The organism is Nonomuraea solani (assembly GCF_900108335.1).
GTDB classification, from domain to species: domain Bacteria; phylum Actinomycetota; class Actinomycetes; order Streptosporangiales; family Streptosporangiaceae; genus Nonomuraea; species Nonomuraea solani.
In genome coordinates, this window is sequence record NZ_FNVT01000001.1 from 1,134,064 (window position 1) to 1,148,631 (window position 14,568).

Sequence of the window (14,568 nt, forward strand, 5' to 3'; positions counted from 1 at the left end):
GTCATCCCGCCGACCTGAGCGCCTCGATGACGCTGCGCAGGTGGTCGCGCATGGCCGACTCCGCCCGGTCCTCGTCGTGGTCGCAGATCGCCTCGATGATGGCCAGGTGCTGCGGCAACGACACGGCCGCCCGGCCGGGCCGCAGGGCGAGGCGCACCTGGTGGCGGGCCAGGTGACCCCGGATCCGCTCGATGATGTCACCGGCCGCCGACTGGCCGCTGATCGCCTGGATCAGGGAGTGCAGCTCCCTGTTGCGGGCCGAGTATTCGAGCAGGTCACCGGCGGCCAGGTGCCGCCTCATGCGGTCCCCGATCGAGCGCAGCCGCCGGGCGTCGTCACCGGTGGCCGCCGCGGCCGCCTTCGCCGCGCACAGGCCCTCGACGACCATGCGGATCTCCGTGAACTCGACGGCCTCGTCGAGGGTGATCGCCCGCACCCGGGCGCCCCGGTGCGGGATCCGCTCCACGAGCCCCTCGCTGACCAGGCCGGCGAGGGCGTTGCGGACGTGGGACCTGGACGCGCCGAGCTGCGCGCACAGGTCCGCCTCGATGAGGCGCTGGCCGGGCGCGAGGTCTCCCTCGAAGATGGCCGTACGAATGCGGTCGGCGAGGTTCATGGGCGGCCCGGCTCGTCGAGCAGGGAGGCGAGCCAGTTGCGGGAGGCTTCCATGACCCACGCGGGCCGGCCCAGCTCCGCCAGGTACGCGGCGGCGTCCTCGACCTCGTGCACCCGCCGGGCCGCGTGCTCCCTGCTGCCGTCGATCAGCCGGTCGATCAGTTGCCCGGGGTCGCCGGAGAGCTCGCCGACGATCTGGCCCCGCAGCCACTCGCGCTCCCCGGCGGCGTCGGCGGCGCTCTCGCACTCCAGCATCAGCGCGGCCAGGCCCTTCATGAACACGCTGCGCAGCAGCTTCCTGGCCGCCGCCGCGCCCGCTCCGCCGGGAATGACCTCCACGGGGACGTTCGCGGTCGCGACGAGGCCGGCGAACCTGGCGGCGCCGGTGCCGGCGGCCAGCAGCGGGGTACGCGCGCCGTGCCGTGGCACCGGCGCCAGCACCGCGACGTCGGCGAACGCGACCCCTTCCGCCGCCGCCAGCTCGGCCAGCGTGCGCTTCAGGCCGGGGGAGGCGGTGTTGAGGTCGGCGTAGACGGCCTGCTCACGGCAGCAGGGTAGCGCCTGCCGGGCGACCGACTCGGCGGCCCGCGCACCGACCAGGCTGAGGATGAGGTCCGCGCCGCCCACGGCCTCCCCGACGCTGCCCACCTGATCGTCCATGAGCCGCACGTACGGGTCGAAGCCCCGCACCTCGTAGCCGGCCTCGCGCAGGTCGCGGGCGTAGATCCGGCCGGCCTCGCCCAGCCCCAGCACCGCGATCACCGTCATCCGGCGCCCCCGATCCGCAGCGCGGGCGGCACGATCTGGTCGTAGGCCGGCAGGTGTTTGACCAGCCCCGTCGTGCGGTGGAAGGCGATGGCCGTGTCGAAGGACGTCCGGGTGAAGCCGATCGTCTCCGGTATTTCGGTCCGCATCAGCGCGGGCAGCTCGGTCAGCGCCTTCGGGTCGATGCCCTTGAGGTAGGCCGTCAGCATCGCCGTGATCTCGGTGGGGTCGGCCGCGTGGATGTGGCGCTGGGCACGTTCGAGGGCGCGCTGGAAGGCGGCGACCTCCTGCGGCTTCTTGTCGATGATCCGCTGCGTGGTGAACACGACGCCGTGCGCCGTCCGTTCCAGGCCGGGCACGTCGCCGGCGGCGGGGGAGATGTAGCGGGTGCCGATCCCGGCGGCCGCCGCCTGCTGGGCGATCGGCTGGAAGAAGGCGAGCGCGTCCACCCGGCCGGCCTTGAGCGCGCCCAGCGCCGACGCGGCGGTGCTGCCGAGGTTGACCAGCTCGCAGTCCGTCCTGGAGTTCATCCCGACCTTCGCGAACAGGTACGTCACCAGCGCCTCGGTCCCGCTCCCCGGCCCCGTGATGCCGATCTTCTTGCCGCGGAGGGCGCGGACGCGCTGGTCGAGCGGGTCGGACGCGGTGGCGCCGGCGAAGGACGAGCCGACCACGACGTCCACGTAGTAGCGGTCCACCAGGTTGGCCACCAGCCGGCCCTTGTCGTCGATCCTGGCCAGGTTGAGCGCGTCGGTCAGCACCCCGGCGCCCAGGTCGATGCTGCCCGACTTGAGAGCCGCCGCGACCTTGGCCCCGGTGCCGAGCCGGGGCCGTTCGCCCATCTTCACCCCCTCCTCGGTGAAATAGCCCTTCTGCTCGGCCACGAAGAGCGGGAAGAAGGCGATCGAGTTGCTGATCTGGCCGACGTTCAGCACGCCGGGCGGCGTCGTCGAACCGCGTTGCGCGCAGCCGGTCGTCCCGACGAGCAGGGCGGTCAGGAGCACCAGGCCCAGGCGCCTCACCGGTCCGCCCCGATCGGCTTCCACCGGCTCGCCCGCCGGTCGAGCAGCCCGACGACCAGGTTCAGCAGGGCCGCGATCACGCTCAGGACGACGAGGGTGGCGAACACCCCGGCGGTGTCGAACTGCGCCGCCGCGTCGTTGATCAGATAGCCGAGCCCCCGGTTGGAGGCCACCAGCTCGCCGATCACCGCGCCGATGAGGGCGTACGGGATGGCGACCTTCAGCCCCGTGAGCAGCCCGGTCATCGACGACGGGATGACCACCTTGACCATGATGTCGCGCTGGTCGCCGCCCATCAGGCGCACGGCGTCGATCAGCCCGCGGTCCACCTCGCGTACGCCCGCGGCGGTGTTGAGGAAGACGAGGAAGAACACCGTCGCGGCCGCCAGCAGCACCTTCATGTGCATGCCGATGCCGAACCAGACGATGAACAGCGGCGCCAGCGCCACCTTCGGGATCGCGTACAGCGCCATGATGAACGGGTCCAGCACCCGGTACACCGCCTGCGCCGAGGCCAGCACGAAACCGGTCACCGCGCCGGCCGCCGCGCCGAGCACGAAGCCGTACACGACCTCCTGAACGGTGATCCAGGTGTTGGACCACAGAGTCCCGTCCTGCTGCCACTGCACCAACCGGGTCCAGATGTCGCTCGGCCGGCTCGTGAACGTGATGTCGAACCAGCGCTCCGCGGTGAGCTCCCACACCACCAGCAGCCCGGCCACCAGCAGCACCCGCAGCGACCACACCGTGGCCGTGCCGCCGTGCCTGCTCCACCAGCTCCGGTCCAGGCTCACCGTCTGTACGGCGGTCATCGCGCTCCCTCCCGCAGGGCCTCGGTCAGCTCGCGGTGCAGCGCCACGAAGCCCGGGTCCACGCGCAGCTCGTCGGCGTCCCTGGGCCTGGGCAGGTCGATCGGCCGGTCCAGCACGATGCGGCCGACCCGGCCGAGCACGACCACGCGGTCGCCGAGCAGCAGCGCCTCCTCGATGTCGTGGGTCACGAACACCACGGTCTGCCCGCTCTCCTCCCACAGCCGCAGCAGCTCGGCCTGCAGGTCGTGGCGGAGCTGGGCGTCGAGCGCGCCGAACGGCTCGTCCATCAGCAGCGTCTCCGGGTCGCCGGCCAGCATCCTGGCCAGGCTGACCCGCCGCCGCATGCCGCCGGACAGCTCGCGCGGGTAGTGCCGCTCGAACCCTTCGAGTCCGACCTTCGCGATCAGCTCGGCCGCGCGTTCCGCGCGGCGCCGGGCGGGCACGCCGGCGATCTCCATGGGCAGCTCGACGTTCCTGGTGACGCTGCGCCAGGGCATGAGCGTGTCGGACTGGGTGAGGTAGCCCATCTCGGTACGCGGCCCGGCGACCGGCTCGTCCCGGTAGGTGACCGTGCCCGACGTCGGCGTGGTCAGCCCGGCCAGCAGGTTGAGCATCGTCGACTTGCCGCACCCGCTGCGCCCGAGCACGCTGACGAAGCCGCCCTCGGCGATTTCGAGGTCGAAGTCGCGCAGCGCCACGATGCCGACGTCGTCCTTGACGAACTGCTTGGTCAGCCCGCCCACCTTGAGCACCGTGGCGTTCATTCGGCACCGGCCAGCCGGCGGGAGTTGCCGACGGCCATGGTCCTGATGTCCTTGTCGGTGAAGCCCTCCGCCAGCAGCCGGTCGGCGAGCAGGGCGAGGCCGTCCTCCACGGGCGGGTTGAACGGCTGGCCGAGGTCGCTGGAGAGCACGGAGTGCTCGGGGCCGACGGCTTCGATGTGCTCGAACCAGGTCCGCCAGGACACCTTGCCGCTGTGGGGGGTGGTGAAGCAGCGTTCGAGCAGGGCGCCCTTGGCGGCGAGCGCGCGCTGCCGCTCGACCGCGACGCGCTGGGAGGTGAACTCCGGGTGGGTGATCACGATGCGGCGCACGCCCTCTGTGGCGGCGGCGTCCACGACGACGTCGATCTCGTCCGCGCTGAGGTGGCCGGTGGCCAGCGTCATGTCGTGCTTGGCGATCAGGCGCAGCACCTGCCGGGTGCGGTCCAGGACGCCGCCGCCGGGCCCGAGCACGTCCACGGGATCGGCCGCGATGCCCTCCTCCCGCAGCTCGTCCTGCAGGCGGGCCCACATGGGCGGCGTGGCGCCCTCGGGGTCGGTGGCGGTGCAGGCGCGCTGGTTGGCGCTGTCCACCGTGGGCAGCCACACGACCTGGGCGCCGCTACGGGCGGCGATCTCGACGGCGATCGGGTTCATGCCGCCGACGGCGGCGTTCAGGGTGATCGCGCCGACCGCGCCGAAGCCGGGCACCGCCGCCCGCACGACGGCGGCCCGCTCCGCTGTGGGGACATAGTGCGACTTGAGGACGAACCCGGCGAGCCCCACCTCGGTGAAGCGCGTCGCGAGGGCGAGGTCGTCGATCCGTCGGCGCATCACGTCGGGGGCGACGTGGATGTGGATGTCGTACGCGTCCGCGACCAGTTCGCGGGCGCGGCGGGAAGGCTGGGGATGGTCTGGCATGCCTGTCTCCCAAAACAAATTGTCAACAATATCGGCGACGAGCGTCTAGGCATCTCAGGGAGGGGTGCCGTGGGTGTGGAAGGATTCGATGGTCTTCAGCCCCCACGCCTGCCCCTTGGCGCGCTCGGCCTCCGTCCAGGTGATCAGCGGCCAGTCGGGGGCGAGCACCAGCCGGGTCAGCGGGTTGCACAGCTCCATGCGGTTGCCGCCGGGCTCGTAGACGTACAGGAAGAACGTCTGCTGGATGGCGTGTTTGTGCGGGCCCGTCTCGATGTGCACGCCGTTGTCCAGGCACAGGTCGGCGGCGCGCAGGATGTCGTCGCGGCTGTCGGTGGCGAACGCGATGTGGTGCAGGCGCCCGCGCCGGCCCGACCGGTCCTCGGTGTGGACCAGGTCGTAGGACTTGCTGGAGAAGGTCAGCCAGCGGGCGGCGATCCGGCCGGAGTCGAGCATGATCTGCTCGGTGGGGCGGGCGCCGAGCAGGTCCTGCGCGAACGCGGCTTCCAGGGCGACGTCGGCGGCCAGGTAGTTGACGTGGTCGAGGCGGCGCACGCCGACGCCGTGGCCGGGCTTGGCCTGGGGCTGGTTCTTCAGCCCTGGGCGCAGCTCGGGCGGCGCCTCGTACCACTCGCTCTCCCAGTAGAGGGCGATCTCGTGGCCGTCGGGGGCGTGGGTGACGTACAGGGGGCCGAGACCCGGCTCGTCCTCCTCCCATTTGCCCGGTAGGCCGGCCTCTCGCAGGGCCTTGACCCGGGCGTGCAGCGCCTGCTCGCTGGAGGCCCGCAGCGCCGTCCGGCCGAGGCCGGAGGTCTCGTGCGCGGTGAGGACGAGGCTGTGGTGCTCGTAGTCGTCCCACGTGCGCAGATAGACCGAGTCGCCCGAGCGGCCGTTCTCGGTCAGGCCCAGGATCCGGGTGAAGAACCACAGGCTGCGGTCGGGGTCGGGGGTGCGGAGATGGACGTGGCCGAGATGGGCGATGTCCCCTGACGGCGGTCCGGTCAAGGCGCCGTTCCGTCCCGGTCGTACTCGTCGGCCGTCAGGTAGCGGACGCCGAGCCGGGTGAGGGTGTCGCGCAGGCCATAACGGTCGAGGCCGAGCTCGCCCTCGGCGAAGGCCGCGCGGCTGGCCTCCTCCTTCGCGGTACGCGCCGCGGCGGCCTTGACGGCCGTGGCGACCTGGTCACGGGGTACGCACATCACCCCGTCGTCGTCGGCCAGGATCGCGTCACCGGCCTTGACCACCTGGCCGCCGAGCACCACGGGCACGTTCACCGAGCCCGCGCTGGCCTTGACGGTGCCCTGCGCGCACACGGCCGCCGACCACACCGGGAACCCCATCGTGCGCAGTTCCTCGGTGTCGCGTACCCCGGTGGTCGTCACCAGCCCGCGCATCCCGCGCCGGTGCAGCGCCGTCGCGAACAGCTCCCCGAACAGGCCGTCGGTGCACGGCGACGTGGTCGTGACCACCAGCAGGTCTCCCTCGCGGCACTGCTCGACCGCCGCGTGGACCATGAGGTTGTCGCCGGGCCAGCACAGCACGGTGACCGCCGTGCCGCTGACGCGCACGCCCCGCTGGATGGGACGCAGGTCCGGGCCGAGGCTGCCGGTCCGGCCGAGGGCCTCGTGCACGGTGGCCACGCCGTAGCCGGCCAGCGCCGCGACCGCGGCGGCGTCCGCCCTGGGCGCGCCGGTGACGATCACGCCACTCACGCCAGCACCCCCGTCACCTGCGGGTAGGGACGCATGTAGGCCTCGCCGTACGTGGTGTGCGGCAGCCCCAGGTTGGGCCCGGCGTTGCGCTTGAGCTGCACCCCGCGCCGTACGGCCAGGTCGGTGTAGTAGTCCCACAGGTGCCGCTGCGCGGGCAGGCACTCCATGGCCTTGCGCTTGGTGTCGAAGACCTCGGTGATGTCGAGCAGCACCTGCGGTACGAAGCCGCACATCTCGGGCTGGTGGGGCTCGAAGAAGAACACCGGCGGCGCTCCGAGCGGCTCGCCCTCCGCCGGATAGCCGATCGCCTGGGCCAGCACCCGGGCCTGCAGCGCCATGCGCGCCGCCGCCGGATGGTCCCCGTTGTACGGATCCTCCAGCGGATGCGTGAGCACCACACTCGGCCGCGTCTCCCGGAAGACCCGGACCAGCTCGTCGGTGAGCTCCGGCGTCTCCCGCAGCGGATAGTCACCGGCGTCCAGGAACACGATGCCGGCCCCCAGAGCCGCGGCGGCCCGCTCGGCCTCGCCGCGCCGGAGCCGTTTGATCTCGTCGAGCGACTTGCCCTCGCGCCAGGCCTTGGCGGACTCGCCGCGCTCGCCGTAGGACAGGCAGACGATGGTCACGCGCTCGCCCCGCGCGGCGGCCAGGGCGATCGCCCCGCCCGCGCGCCAGACGAAATCGCCCGCGTGCGCGCTGACGACCAGGGTGGATGGGTCGGTCACGTTGCTTCTCCCGCCTCTCCTGAAGACTGCCCGACGAGGCTAAAATGATGGCCACAAGATTGTCAACAATTCTGTTGAGAATATTGGCGACACGAGCACCCTTCCCGCTGGACGCGGTACGGTTCTCGTAGGTTTCCCTGGAAGTCTCTTTTCCCTACCAAAGTTGTGGGATAATTGAGCATGGGTTTGGACACGCAGGGCGAGACGCCCCTGACCGCCGCCATCCTGGCCGGGCGGTGGATCCGGGCCGCCGCCGTGGACGACGACCGAGGGCGGCACTGGCTCGCCAACCCCGACGCCAGGCAACGCTCCGCGCTCACCGCCGAGCCCGCCTCGCTCTACGCCGGCGGGGCCGGCATCGTGCTGTTCTTCCTGGAGCTGGCGGCGGCGACCGGGCACGAGGCGTACCTGGAGGACGCCGCGCAGGGGGCGCGGCGCCTGGCGGCCACCTGGCGTGAGCAGCGTGACCTGTCGCTCTACCACGGACTGACCGGCATCGTGGTGGCGCTCGCCGAGGCGGGCTGGGCGCTCGGCGACGAGAGCCTGGAACGCGAGGCCAGGGCGGCGGCCGAGCGGATCGCCCGCGAGGCCCGACCGCTGGGCGGCGGCCCCGGCTGGACCGGCGACCCCGCGCAGCGCGGCGACGGCGGCATCGTGCTCGGGCTGCTGCGCGCCGCCACCGCCCTGGGCGCCCCGGAGCTGGAGCAGCTCGCCGTCGAGGCGGGGGAGCGCATCGCCGGCCTGGCCGTCCCCGGCCACCGGTTCGGCGACTGCCCCGACCTGCCCATGGACGCGGTCACCCCCGGCTTCCTCGCCGGCACGGCCGGCACGTCCTTCCTCCTGGCCCGCCTGTACGGTCTCACCGGCGACCGCCGTTTCCTGGAGGCGGCCGACCGGGGCGCCGGCTTCGTCCGCGAGATCAGCGTCGTGGCCGGCAAGTGCGCCGTCGTCCCGCACCACGTGCCGCACGAGCGGGAGCTGCACTACCTCGGGTTCTGCTCCGGCTCGGCGGGTGTGGCCAGGACGTTCTACGAGCTCTACCGGGTGACGGGCGACCCCGGCCACCTCGACTGGGTGCGGCGCCTGGCCGGCGGCATCGTCCAGAGCGGCGCCCCGGCGCGGCGCACGAAGGGCTTCTGGGACGTGGCCTGCCAGTGCTGCGGCACCGCCGGCCTGCTCGAACTGTTCGTCGGCCTGTGGGCCCAGACCGGCGAGGAGGGCTACCTCACCTACGCCCAGGAGCTCGCCGGTCACCTGATCGGCGGCGCCACCGACCCCGATGGCCGGGGCTACCGCTGGTACCAGGCATATCGGCGGCTGCGGCCGGGCGAGGTGAGCGCGGACACCGGCTACATGATCGGCGCGGCCGGCATCGGGGCGGCCCTGCTGCACCTCGACGCCGCCCTGCAGCCGCGCCAGGCCCGCCGGGTCATCCTGCTGCCCGACAACCCGTTCCCGGCCATCCCGGTGCCGCGCGTGCGGCTGTGCGAAGTCGAGAAGGATTGATCACCCCCGGCACGTCGTGACCGGATCCCGGCCCTGACCTGCCTATCGTGATCAAGTGAGTGATGATGACAGGACCGGGACCGGCGCCGACACCGCCGAGCTGAAGCGGCGCCTCGGCCGCGTAGGAGTCTGGAGCGCCACGCTGAGCGGGCAGCCGGCCTCGTTCGAGCGGGCGGCGGCCGCCGAGATGGAGTCCCTGGGCTACACCGCGCTGTGGGTCGGGGAGGGTCCCGGGGCCAAGGAGGCGCTGGTGCACGCGGGGATCCTGCTCGGCGGGACCGAGCGGATGGCGATCGCCACCGGCATCGCCAACATCTGGGCCCGCGACGCCACCGCCGCCGCGAACGGGGCCAACGCCCTCGCGGAGGCGTACGGCGACCGGTTCGTGCTCGGTCTCGGCGTGAGCCACGCCCCCTTGGTGACGTCCAGAGGGCACGACTACGGCAAGCCGGTGACGGCGATGCGCAAGTATCTCGACGCCATGGACGAGGCGCCGTACGACGGCCCGCTGCGGGAGCGGCCGCCGCGCCTGCTGGCCGCCCTGCGTCCGGCGATGCTGGAGCTGTCCGCGCGGCGCGCCCAGGGCGCCCATCCGTATTTCGTCACCCCCGAGCACACCGCGCGCGCTCGCGAGATCCTCGGTCACGATCCCGTGCTGGCGCCGGAGCAGACCGTGCTTCTCGACACCGACCCGGAGCGCGCCCGCGCCACCGCCCGCCGCTTCACCGCGAACTACCTGCGGCTGCCGAACTACACCAACAACCTGCGCGAACTGGGCTGGACCGACGAGGACTTCGCCGACGGCGGCAGCGACCGGCTGGTGGACGCCATCGTGGTCTGGGGTGACACGGACACGATCATCGAGCGGGTGAAGGCGCACCTCGCCGCCGGGGCGGACCACGTGTGCATCCAGCCGCTCGCGGACACTCCCGCCGAGGCGCTGGAGCACCTGCGCGTCCTGGCCCAGGGCGACGTGGTCGCGAGCTGACCTCTCACAGGTGCTCGGCGAACCAGGCCGTGGCCAGCCGGGACACCTGCTCCAGCGTTCCGGGCTCGGCGAACAGGTGGGAGGCGCCCGGCACGATCTCCAGCCGGACCTCGGCGGTCATCCGCTCCATGGCCTGGCGGTTGAGGTCGATCACGACGGGGTCGTCGCCGCCCACGATGAGCAGGGTGGGCTGCCGGACGCCGGGCAGGAAGTCACCGGCCAGGTCGGGGCGGCCGCCTCTGGAGACGACCGCGCGGACCTGGTCAGGACGCCGGGCCGCGGCGATCAGCGCGGCGGCGGCACCGGTGCTGGCCCCGAAGAGGCCGATGGTGGTCAGGGCCTGATCGGTAAGGGTCCAGTCGGTCAGGGCGGTCACGCGGTCGGCCAGCAACCCGATGTCGAACCTCAGCTCGGCCGTGACGGCGTCGCGCCGCTCCTCCGCCTCCGTCAGCAGGTCCGCCAGCACGGTCGCCAGCCCGGCGGACTGGAGCGCGGCGGCCACCTGGCGGTTGCGCGGGCTGTGCCGGCCGCTGCCGCTGCCGTGCGCGAACAGGACCACGCCGCGCCGCTCCTCGGGCACGACGACGTCGGCGTCCAGGGTCACCTCGCTCACCGGAATGCGTACGCTCATAGCCGGACTGCTCCCCGCCCTTTCCCCGGATAACCCCGGCTTGGCCGTTCGCTGCCCTACTCCAGGGTGAAGACCGCCCAGGACTGGTCCGGCGCCAGCCCCGCCAGCTCGCGGCCGCACTCCCGAAGCAGCTGCGGGCCGGACGTGATGTGCGCGGTGCCGGCCTGGGCGTCCCTGAACAGCCGCTGGATCAGCCCGTCGCGCAGCGCCGACGTGCCGCCCGACGCGTACACGAACCGGGCCACCTCGGCGATCGTCGAGGTGATGTGGTTGAGCGCGAGCCGCACCATCGTCTCCTCGCGCACGTCGAGCAGCCGGCCCGCGTCCAGGGCGCGCTCGGCGTCGTCCCACGCCTCGTGCACCAGGGCCCGCGCCGCCCGGAACGTCGCCTCCGTCCGGGCGAAGTCGGTGTGGAAGGCGTCACTGCCGGCGATCTGGCCCGGCCGTCCCGTCCGCGCCCGCGCGTGGCGGGCCAGCTCGTCGAGCAGTCGCCGGCCGACCCCGAGCGCCCAGCCGGAGTGGCAGATGAGCGCCTGGTCGAGCACGCCGAGCCGGAAGAGCGCGCCGCCGCGCAGCGGCTCGTTGGCGGTGAAGACGTGCGTCTGCGACTCCGGCACGTAGGCGCCGTCGATGGAGTAGTCGATGCTGCCGGTCGCGCGCAGGCCCAGGACGTCCCAGTTGCCGAGCAGCTTCGCGTCCTCGATCGGGGTGATGAAGATCCGGACGTCGTCGGTGCCCTCGACGGCGCCGAGGCTGTGGACGTACTGGGAGTGCAGCATGCCCGAGGCGAAGCTCCACTGCCCGCTGAGGCGGAAACCGCCGTCCTCGCGCACGGCGACGCCCGGCCGGGTGCCCTGACCGGCGAAGACCGGCATCCGCGGGCCCTTGAAGATCCGCTCGACGGCGTCGTCGCCCAGGTAGGCGCCGGCCGTGCTGTTCTCCAGGGTGGTCGCCATGAGCACCCAGCCCGTGGAGGGGTCGGCGTAGGACAGCTCCTCGACGACGGCCATGAACTCCCTCGGGGACGACTCGGAGCCGCCGAGCGGCACCGGCGCCCACACGCCGAAGAGTCCCGTCTCGTGGAGCGCGTCCACGACGGGGTCGGTGAGCCTGCCCTGCGCCTCGGCCGCGCCGGCCTCCCGTTCGATCAGCGGGCGCAGCTCACGGGCTCGGTCCAGCAGGGTCGTGCCCGCTCTGTGCAGTCGCGGCGTATCGCTCATCTCCAGGTGCTCCTGTCCGTGATCGACGGCGCTCTCACCTACCGTCAGATCACGTCCGGGCGGCGTTGTCCAGAGCCGGGCGGGCGACGAGCGCCTGGAGCAGGCCGGGGAAGGCCTCGTCGATCTCGTCGCGGCGCAGGCCGTTCATGCGGGAGGTGCCCGCGTAGTACTGGCGGATCAGGCCGGCCTCGCGCAGCACGTTGAAGTGGTGGGTGGCGGTGGACTTGCTGACCGGCAGCTCGATGGTGCCGCAGCTCAGGTCGCGGCGGGCCGCGTACAGCTCGCTGACGATCAGGCGGCGCACCGGGTCGACCAGGGCCTCCAGGACCTGCTGCAGGGTGATCGTGCCGATGTCCGGGTGAGGTGGGACGCGGTCCCGTGCGGTCGCCATCGCCCCATAGTACGACACTCATCGAAGTTTGACGGCGATCGTACTTTCTGTTTGGGTGAGGCATCACCGACGGAAAGGATGAGGGCGATGGCCAGGACGGTGCGGTTCCACGAGCTCGGCGGGCCGGGTGTGCTGCGGCTGGAGGAGGTGGAAATGGGGGAGCCGGGGCCCGGTGAGCTGGCGATCCGGGTGGACGCGATCGGGCTCAACCGGGCCGAGTCGTTGTTCAGGAGCGGCCACTACATCGAGCCGGTGAAGGAGTTTCCCGCCCGGCTCGGGGCCGAGGCGGCGGGCGTGGTCGAGGCCGTCGGCGCGGGCGTGACGGGGTTCGAGGCGGGCGTGGCGGTCAGCGTGGTGCCCGCGTTCTCCATGAACGACTACGGGGTCTACGGCGAGCGCGCGATCGTGCCCGCCGCCGCGGTGGTGCGCCGGGCCGAGGGGATCGACGCGGTCGCGGGGGCGGCGGTGTGGATGTCCCATGTGACGGCGTACGGGGCGCTGGTGGAGGTCGGCGGGATGCGGCCCGGGGACACCGTCGTGGTCACCGCGGCCTCCAGCAGTGTGGGGCTGGCCGCGATCCAGGTCGCGAACCGGACCGGCGCCACGCCGATCGCCACCACCAGGACCCGCGCCAAGGCCGGGCGGCTGCTCCAGGCCGGGGCGGCGGAGGTGATCGTCACCGGCGAGGAGGACGTCGTGGCCGGCGTGCTCGGTGTGACCCGCGGGCGGGGCGCCGAGTTCGTGTTCGACGCCGTCGCCGGGCCCGGTGTGGTGGACCTGGCCAAGGTGGTGGCCCCTGGCGGGACGCTGATCGCGTACGGGGCGCTGAGCGGTGAGGTGACGCCCTATCCGGGGTTCGTGCTGGGCATGCCCGCGCTGAACATGCGGACGTACACGTTGCACGAGACCACCAGGGATCCGGAGCGGCTGCGCCGGGCGGCCGCGTACGTCATGTCGGGCCTGCGGACCGGCGCCTTCGAGCCGGTCGTCGACCGGGTCTTCGGCCTGGACGAGATCGCCGAGGCGCACCGGTACCTGGAGGCGGGCACGCAGTTCGGCAAGATCGTCGTCGCCGTCGGCCACTGAGCAAGACGCGGCTGCCGGACATTTGGGATTATTCGCTCATGCCTATCGACCCGCACTCGCTGACGCTCTTCACCGTCACCACCATCGTCGCCATGATCACTCCGGGGCCGGACATGCTGGGCTGCGGAATGCGGGACGGCGAACGAAGCAACCGAGCCGGAACTCTTCGCCGTTCTGTCCGACCGTTACGCACCGCTCCTGCACCGCCATGTCACCCACGTGGCGACGCCGCGGTCCCTTGGAGACTCGGTTCCTTCCTGGCAAAGGCGTACGCCGAGGTGAAGCCGTGTGCCGTCATCCCCGACCCCGGCTGAAACCCTCAATGGGCGCGTCAATGAAACAATTGAGGAAAGCGAGGAGGTCCAGACATGGACGCCGCGGCCATGACGCGCCACATCACCGAGACCTTCGACCGGATCCAGGCCGTCGAAAGCTCGGGAGACACGTTCTTCAGCTATGACGCACCCGGCGACCAGTGGCTGCTGTTCGCCACGGTGGTGACCGGTGACACCTACGACTCGGTGTCACGCCTGAGCCGCGCTGGGGCGTACCGGCTCAACATCGGCCTGACCAAGGCCACCTACGTGTCCCGTTTCGGCCCGGCACCGACCCTGCGGGACGAGCACGGCGTGCTGGAGACGGGATTCGACCACGCGGTGCCGGACGTGGTGATGCCGCATCCGCACTACGCCTCCCAATACTGGGTGTGCGTGGTGAACCCGGCCGCCGGCACCCTAGACGACGTACGGGTGCTGCTGGACGAGGCGTACCGGTTCGCCGCCCGCAAGCACGCCAACCGCAGTGCCAGAGATCAGCTCCACACCCGGGGCTGAGAGGGCACGGACTGCAGGCCACCGAGGAACAGCCGCTGGTCCTGGTAGGTGTAGGGCATGAACACCCGGAACGCGATCCCGGCACGGTGTTCCACGTCCACGCACACGGCGTCGATGGCGCCGGGCACCTGCGGGCTCTCCTGCTGCCACTCGGTGGACCTGGAGATCGTCACCTCGTGCGGCGCGTTCTCGGCGACCGGCCGCATCCGCACCTTGTAGCCGAGCGCCATGCAGCGCAGCTCGGCCGCCCGCGCGGTGATCTGGCCGAACAGGTTGTTCAGCGCGGTGAACACGGCTTCGTCCTCGTAGTGGTAGTCGACGTCGTAGTCGGCCACGGTCTCCATGAAGTCGCCGTCGCCCTTGATGATGCCCGACGGGGTCAGCAGGACGGACGTCGTCGCTCCGGCGCGCAGGACGTTCTCGGCACCCTGGAGCTGCGACCGCAGGCACGCGTTGAGGTCCGCGTACGCCTCGGGCGGCACGCCGCCCAGGTTCAGCAGACGGAGGGGCTCGGTGTACGTCGGGTCCGAGCCTTCTGCGGAGGGGTGCCAGGAAAGCATGATCACCACCATAATGGGGGGCAT

17 protein-coding genes are annotated in these 14,568 nt (G+C 72.1%); 4 read left to right on the plus strand and 13 right to left on the minus strand.

What is annotated here, in order from left to right; translation table 11 throughout:
- Nucleotide 1 precedes the first annotated feature (1 nt).
- Genes C4V41_RS04955 through C4V41_RS04995 form a run of 9 tightly spaced genes read right to left on the minus strand, consistent with a single transcriptional unit; the run spans nucleotide 2 to nucleotide 7,329 of the window.
- The gene (locus C4V41_RS04955; protein ID WP_103954485.1) at nucleotides 2-616 is read right to left on the minus strand and encodes a GntR family transcriptional regulator; all 615 of its coding nucleotides are present in this window, start codon (nucleotides 614-616) and stop codon (nucleotides 2-4) included.
- Nucleotides 613-1,383, minus strand: coding sequence for an NAD(P)-dependent oxidoreductase (locus C4V41_RS04960; RefSeq protein ID WP_103954486.1), 771 nt, complete (start codon nucleotides 1,381-1,383; stop codon nucleotides 613-615). Before C4V41_RS04960 ends, C4V41_RS04955 begins: the two co-directional genes overlap by 4 nt.
- Complete coding sequence (locus tag C4V41_RS04965) at nucleotides 1,380-2,402, minus strand: ABC transporter substrate-binding protein (protein WP_200823743.1); 1,023 nt, start codon at nucleotides 2,400-2,402, stop codon at nucleotides 1,380-1,382. The genes C4V41_RS04960 and C4V41_RS04965 overlap by 4 nt, the downstream gene beginning before the upstream one ends.
- On the minus strand, nucleotides 2,399-3,214 hold the full coding sequence (locus tag C4V41_RS04970; protein ID WP_103954487.1) for an ABC transporter permease: 816 nt from the start codon (nucleotides 3,212-3,214) through the stop codon (nucleotides 2,399-2,401). The genes C4V41_RS04965 and C4V41_RS04970 overlap by 4 nt, the downstream gene beginning before the upstream one ends.
- Entirely contained in the window at nucleotides 3,211-3,978 is a 768-nt protein-coding gene (locus C4V41_RS04975) for an ABC transporter ATP-binding protein (RefSeq protein WP_103954488.1), read from the minus strand. Before C4V41_RS04975 ends, C4V41_RS04970 begins: the two co-directional genes overlap by 4 nt.
- Complete coding sequence (locus C4V41_RS04980) at nucleotides 3,975-4,895, minus strand: DUF6282 family protein (protein ID WP_103954489.1); 921 nt, start codon at nucleotides 4,893-4,895, stop codon at nucleotides 3,975-3,977. The genes C4V41_RS04975 and C4V41_RS04980 overlap by 4 nt, the downstream gene beginning before the upstream one ends.
- A gap of 54 nt (nucleotides 4,896-4,949) precedes the next feature.
- Nucleotides 4,950-5,897 carry a catechol 2,3-dioxygenase gene (locus C4V41_RS04985; RefSeq protein WP_103954490.1) on the minus strand — a complete coding sequence of 316 codons (948 nt, stop codon included), beginning with the start codon at nucleotides 5,895-5,897 and terminating at the stop codon, nucleotides 4,950-4,952.
- Nucleotides 5,894-6,604 carry a 4-carboxy-4-hydroxy-2-oxoadipate aldolase/oxaloacetate decarboxylase gene (locus C4V41_RS04990; RefSeq protein ID WP_103954491.1) on the minus strand — a complete coding sequence of 237 codons (711 nt, stop codon included), beginning with the start codon at nucleotides 6,602-6,604 and terminating at the stop codon, nucleotides 5,894-5,896. The genes C4V41_RS04985 and C4V41_RS04990 overlap by 4 nt, the downstream gene beginning before the upstream one ends.
- A complete protein-coding gene (locus C4V41_RS04995; RefSeq protein ID WP_103954492.1) occupies nucleotides 6,601-7,329 on the minus strand; it encodes a PIG-L deacetylase family protein in 729 nt (242 codons plus the stop codon). Before C4V41_RS04995 ends, C4V41_RS04990 begins: the two co-directional genes overlap by 4 nt.
- Before the next feature lie 180 nt (nucleotides 7,330-7,509).
- Here C4V41_RS04995 and C4V41_RS05000 point away from each other — a divergent pair, with 180 nt between their 5' ends.
- Nucleotides 7,510-8,835 (plus strand): lanthionine synthetase LanC family protein, encoded by a 1,326-nt coding sequence (locus C4V41_RS05000; RefSeq protein ID WP_103954493.1) that lies wholly within the window; start codon nucleotides 7,510-7,512, stop codon nucleotides 8,833-8,835.
- A 55-nt stretch (nucleotides 8,836-8,890) separates the two neighbouring features.
- Complete coding sequence (locus C4V41_RS05005) at nucleotides 8,891-9,823, plus strand: LLM class F420-dependent oxidoreductase (protein WP_103954494.1); 933 nt, start codon at nucleotides 8,891-8,893, stop codon at nucleotides 9,821-9,823.
- A gap of 4 nt (nucleotides 9,824-9,827) precedes the next feature.
- On the opposite strand, the gene C4V41_RS05010 is transcribed toward C4V41_RS05005, so the two are convergent.
- The 3 genes from C4V41_RS05010 to C4V41_RS05020 are packed head-to-tail and all read right to left on the minus strand — an operon-like array spanning nucleotide 9,828 to nucleotide 12,065.
- Nucleotides 9,828-10,454 (minus strand): dienelactone hydrolase family protein, encoded by a 627-nt coding sequence (locus tag C4V41_RS05010; protein ID WP_103954495.1) that lies wholly within the window; start codon nucleotides 10,452-10,454, stop codon nucleotides 9,828-9,830.
- A gap of 56 nt (nucleotides 10,455-10,510) precedes the next feature.
- Nucleotides 10,511-11,674, minus strand: coding sequence for an acyl-CoA dehydrogenase family protein (locus tag C4V41_RS05015; RefSeq protein ID WP_103954496.1), 1,164 nt, complete (start codon nucleotides 11,672-11,674; stop codon nucleotides 10,511-10,513).
- Between the two features lie 49 nt (nucleotides 11,675-11,723).
- Nucleotides 11,724-12,065, minus strand: a complete 342-nt coding sequence (locus C4V41_RS05020) for an ArsR/SmtB family transcription factor (protein WP_103954497.1) — start codon at nucleotides 12,063-12,065, stop codon at nucleotides 11,724-11,726.
- A gap of 87 nt (nucleotides 12,066-12,152) precedes the next feature.
- Between C4V41_RS05020 and C4V41_RS05025 the strand changes: the two genes are divergently transcribed.
- Both C4V41_RS05025 and C4V41_RS05035 read left to right on the plus strand, forming a co-directional pair.
- A complete protein-coding gene (locus C4V41_RS05025) occupies nucleotides 12,153-13,151 on the plus strand; it encodes a zinc-dependent alcohol dehydrogenase family protein (protein WP_103954498.1) in 999 nt (332 codons plus the stop codon).
- A gap of 368 nt (nucleotides 13,152-13,519) precedes the next feature.
- Nucleotides 13,520-13,984 (plus strand): DUF6194 family protein, encoded by a 465-nt coding sequence (locus C4V41_RS05035; protein WP_103954499.1) that lies wholly within the window; start codon nucleotides 13,520-13,522, stop codon nucleotides 13,982-13,984.
- Here C4V41_RS05035 and C4V41_RS05040 read toward each other — a convergent pair.
- Nucleotides 13,963-14,544, minus strand: coding sequence for a hypothetical protein (locus C4V41_RS05040; protein ID WP_146103536.1), 582 nt, complete (start codon nucleotides 14,542-14,544; stop codon nucleotides 13,963-13,965). The genes C4V41_RS05035 and C4V41_RS05040 overlap by 22 nt on opposite strands.
- Between the last annotated feature and the right edge of the window lie 24 nt (nucleotides 14,545-14,568).

Coding starts and splice junctions, on each gene's coding strand:
- C4V41_RS05025 (WP_103954498.1), top strand. CDS start 12,153: ATGGCCAGGACGGTGCGGTTCCACGAGCTCGGCGGGCCGGGTGTGCTG.
- C4V41_RS05000 (WP_103954493.1), top strand. CDS start 7,510: ATGGGTTTGGACACGCAGGGCGAGACGCCCCTGACCGCCGCCATCCTG.
- C4V41_RS04975 (WP_103954488.1), bottom strand. CDS start 3,978: ATGAACGCCACGGTGCTCAAGGTGGGCGGGCTGACCAAGCAGTTCGTC.
- C4V41_RS04970 (WP_103954487.1), bottom strand. CDS start 3,214: ATGACCGCCGTACAGACGGTGAGCCTGGACCGGAGCTGGTGGAGCAGG.
- C4V41_RS05040 (WP_146103536.1), bottom strand. CDS start 14,544: ATGCTTTCCTGGCACCCCTCCGCAGAAGGCTCGGACCCGACGTACACC.
- C4V41_RS05035 (WP_103954499.1), top strand. CDS start 13,520: ATGGACGCCGCGGCCATGACGCGCCACATCACCGAGACCTTCGACCGG.
- C4V41_RS04960 (WP_103954486.1), bottom strand. CDS start 1,383: ATGACGGTGATCGCGGTGCTGGGGCTGGGCGAGGCCGGCCGGATCTAC.
- C4V41_RS05015 (WP_103954496.1), bottom strand. CDS start 11,674: ATGAGCGATACGCCGCGACTGCACAGAGCGGGCACGACCCTGCTGGAC.
- C4V41_RS04955 (WP_103954485.1), bottom strand. CDS start 616: ATGAACCTCGCCGACCGCATTCGTACGGCCATCTTCGAGGGAGACCTC.
- C4V41_RS04980 (WP_103954489.1), bottom strand. CDS start 4,895: ATGCCAGACCATCCCCAGCCTTCCCGCCGCGCCCGCGAACTGGTCGCG.
- C4V41_RS05020 (WP_103954497.1), bottom strand. CDS start 12,065: ATGGCGACCGCACGGGACCGCGTCCCACCTCACCCGGACATCGGCACG.
- C4V41_RS05010 (WP_103954495.1), bottom strand. CDS start 10,454: ATGAGCGTACGCATTCCGGTGAGCGAGGTGACCCTGGACGCCGACGTC.